We start from the raw sequence: 3,720 nt of genomic DNA on the forward strand, positions 1-3,720 counted from the left end.
GGGCGGCCATCAGTCCGGCAGGTCCCGCCCCGATGACCACCACGTCGCGGTCGATGGTCGGGACGGTTCCTGAGGCGTCGTCAGTGCGTTCGGGGGTGGTGGTACTCATGGTCGGGCTCCCGTAAATGAATAACATTCGTTTTGTGACACAGTACACGTCCTGGTCGGGGGCGCAAGGGGTCGGTGAGCCTCGGTGGTGGAGGTACGTGGCGAGCCTGTGGGTGACCTGGGGCGACCGAGGCATCCCTTGACGAAAATGAATGTTGTTCGTATAAAAGTGAGACCTGCATCACAGGCGATGCGGATGGATGATCCGGACTGCCCAAGCCTTCCTGGGGCAGGGAGGTCCGCTCGTCCGCACACCCTCATGCCGCATGGCGGTCGCCTCGCGGCTTCGACCCGTCCTCAGGCGCGGTCCCGCTCGGTGTGCCGGGTACGCCCACTTTCCGCCCTGATCGACAGGAGCACCCATGACCTCCGTCACCGGACCACCGTCCCTACTCCCGGCACGAACCCCCGTCAGGATGACCAAGGTCCTGGGCGTGGTCGGGCTGACCGTCTTCGGCATCGCCTACATGGTGCCGTTGACGGTATTCTCGACCCTCGGCCCGGTCGCGGAGATCACCGGCAATGGCGTTCCGGGCGCTTACGTCGTGACCTTGGTCTGCATGCTCTTCACCGCCCTCAGCTACGGGAAGATGACGCGCCGGTACCCCGTGGCCGGCAGCGCCTACACCTACAGCCAGCAGGCCTTCGGGGGGCACGCGGGGTTCCTCACCGGATGGGCCCTAATGCTCGACTACCTGCTGCTGCCGATGATCAACTACCTGCTGATCGGCCTGTATATGGGGGCCTACCTCCCTGGCGTGCCCACCGCCGTATGGGTCCTCGCGGCGATCGCCCTGGTGACCGTGCTCAATGTCCTCGGCATCAAGTCGGTGAGCACCTTCAACGGGATCGTCGTGGTGGTCCAGGTGGTCTTCGCGGTGTCGTTCGTCCTGCTCAGCCTCGGGTCGTTGTCCGGTGGCAGCGTTCCCGATCCGTCCGTCGCCTTCAGCGGCATGAACGGGGTGGGCGCCCTGTTCACGGGCGCGGCCATCCTGTGCTTGTCCTTCCTCGGGTTCGACGCCGTCTCGACGCTGAGCGAGGAGGCGCGCCACCCCCAGCGCGACGTCCCCCGGGCCATCATGGCGGTCACGCTCATCGGCGGGCTGACGTTTATCGGGCTGTCCTTCGTGTCCTACCTCGTGGTGCCGGACTGGCAGTCCTTCCAGAACGTCGACACGGCCTCGGCGGAGGTCGTGCAGGCCGCCGGCGGGGCCTGGCTGTCGAACTTCTTCGCCGCCTGCCTGCTGGCCGGAGCCACTGGGTCGGCCCTGGCCTCGCAGGCATCCGTCTCGCGCATCCTTTACACCATGGGCCGTGACGGCGTGCTTCCGCGGCGGCTCTTCGGTGTCCTCACCCGCCGATTCAACTCTCCTGCCCGGGCGACCCTGGTCGTCTCGCTGGTCTCTCTCTCCGCCCTGGTACTGCCCCTCGAGATCGTCATCACCATCATCTCGTTCGGTGCCCTGGCCGCGTTCACGATGGTCAACCTCTCGGTGGTCAAGACCTACGCGATCGATGATGCGCGCCGACGAGGTCGGGACGCGGTCAGCTACATCGTCTTGCCCCTGATCGGTTTCGCCCTCACCCTGTGGCTCTGGACGTCCTTGCCCGGCAGCGCGTTGCTCGTCGGGGGCGTCTGGCTGCTCGTGGGCCTGGCCTACCTTGCCGTACTCACCAGGGGCTTCCGGCGCCAACCCCCTGTCCTGGACCTGAAGGAGGACCTGTGACACCGATCCACCCCGTGGCCTCATCACCCGGACCGGCCGCGACATCTCCTCAGGCCCAGCCCCCGGTGCGGCGACGCTTCGACCTCCTCGTGTTCGCTGACACGGTGCACACGATGGACCCGGGACAGCCGACCGCCAGCGCCATCGGTATCCGGCAGGGCACGATCACGTGGGTCGGGCAGGCTTCCGACGTCCAGGAAGCGGACGCCACCGAAATACTGCGGGCTGCCGGCGGGTGTGTGACGCCTGGGTTGGTCGATGCACACATCCATCCTGTACTGGGGCTGGAGGTGACCCGCGGGGCGGACCTGAATGCCGTGACCGCCGCCGAGCAACTGCACGCCGCCCTCGCGTCCCCGGAGTCCTCCTCGACCCCCGGGGCCGACTGGGTGCTGGGCTGGGGCCTGGACCCGAGCATGGTCACGGGCCGCAACCTCTGCGCCCGCGACCTGGACGAGGCGGTGCCCCACCGACCGGCCTTCGTGCGGCTCTTCGACGGCCATTCGGCGGTGGTCAACACGCGGGCCCTGGAGCTGGCCGGGCTGACGGGGCGGGAACGCTTCGCCTCCTCGGCCGTGGTCGAGGTGGACGCGGACGGATTACCCACCGGCTTCCTGAAGGAATGGGACGCCATGGCGCTCGTCCTGGCGCACGTCCCGGCCCCGGCCTTCGAGGACCGGCTGGACGCCCTGCTCGGCGTGCTGGCGATGATGGGCGATGCCGGCCTGACCGGCGGTCAGGTGCTGGACTGGAGCGACGGCATGCTCGACCTCGTCGCGGCGGCCGAGGAACGCGGCGAACTGCCCATCCGGCTGTGCTTCTCCCCATGGATCATGCCCGGTGACTCCGAGGACCGCTTGCGCTCGGTGATCGACCTCCAAGGCCGGTCCGGTCGTCGCTGGACGGTGGAGGGCGTCAAGCTGATGATCGACGGCACCATCGACAACGGCACGGCGTGGCTGGACCGGCCGGACGTCAACGGGGAGTCCACGGGACCCCTGTGGCTGGACGCCAGGTCCTTCACCGAGACGCTCCACCGCCTGGACGCGCAAGGGATCCGGACGACCACCCATGCCATCGGGGACGGGGCGGTGCGCTACGTCCTCGACGCGATCGCCAGCGCACCGGGCGGCGCCGGCGGTCCGGACGGGACGCCCCGTCACCGGATCGAGCACATCGAGACCATCCCCGACGACTTGGTCGGGCGCTTCGCGGAACTGGACGTGGCCGCCAGCATGCAACCCACGCACTGCAGCCTGTACTGCTCCGGTGACGGCACGGACAATTGGTCGCGACGGCTGGGCGACGAACGCACCGGGAACGCGTGGCGGTTGGGCAGTCTCCGGCGCGCGGGTGTCACCGTCGCGGTCGGTTCGGACTGGCCCATCGCCCCCTGCGATCCCCTGCGGATCATTGCCGACGGCCAGCTGCGCCGGGAGGCGGGGAAACCATCGCAGCCACCCGTGGTGCCCGAGGAGGCGCTGACCGCCTTCCAACTCCTGGAGGGCTTCACCACCCATCGCGCGCGATCCTGGGGGCGTGCGGATGGAGGACGAATTGCCGTCGGGCAACCGGCCGACTTATCCGTCTTCTCCGGTGATCCCCTGACGACCGCCCCGGACGACCTGCCCGGCCTGGCCGTGGTCGCCACCGTCGTCGACGGCACGGTCCGGCGACCGGGCCGGGGATGAGGAGCGTTCTCGGTGGCCGGCGCCGGGTGCAGGGGCGACGCCAAGGGTTCAGGGAGGCTCCTCGTAGACTGACCGGGGTGCCCTTCCGGGCGCCCGGACCGTGGACAGCTGGGATGGAGGATGTGACATGGCCGGATCCCGGCGACAGGCGGGCCGGCCGGTGACACCGGTGCTGAGCCGGGAGCGGATCGCCC

General features: G+C 69.0%; 2 protein-coding genes. Both read left to right on the forward strand.

All coding sequences use genetic code 11. From position 1 onward, the window contains the following. Nucleotides 1-470: 470 nt before the first annotated feature. Complete coding sequence (locus PLJ28_RS15280; protein WP_324590379.1) at nt 471-1,835, forward strand: APC family permease; 1,365 nt, start codon at nt 471-473, stop codon at nt 1,833-1,835. Nucleotides 1,836-1,948: 113 nt separating this feature from the next. Next, nucleotides 1,949-3,526, forward strand: coding sequence for an amidohydrolase (locus PLJ28_RS15285; RefSeq protein ID WP_255459672.1), 1,578 nt, complete (start codon nt 1,949-1,951; stop codon nt 3,524-3,526). Nucleotides 3,527-3,720 lie beyond the last annotated feature (194 nt).

The sequence above is a fragment of the Citricoccus sp. genome, from assembly GCF_035445025.1.
Taxonomy (GTDB): Bacteria; Actinomycetota; Actinomycetes; order Actinomycetales; family Micrococcaceae; genus Citricoccus.

What these genes read in the sequence shown, in the direction of transcription:
- PLJ28_RS15285 (WP_255459672.1), top strand. Translation starts at nt 1,949, where the DNA reads ATGGACCCGGGACAGCCGACCGCCAGCGCCATCGGTATCCGGCAGGGC.
- PLJ28_RS15280 (WP_324590379.1), top strand. Translation starts at nt 471, where the DNA reads ATGACCTCCGTCACCGGACCACCGTCCCTACTCCCGGCACGAACCCCC.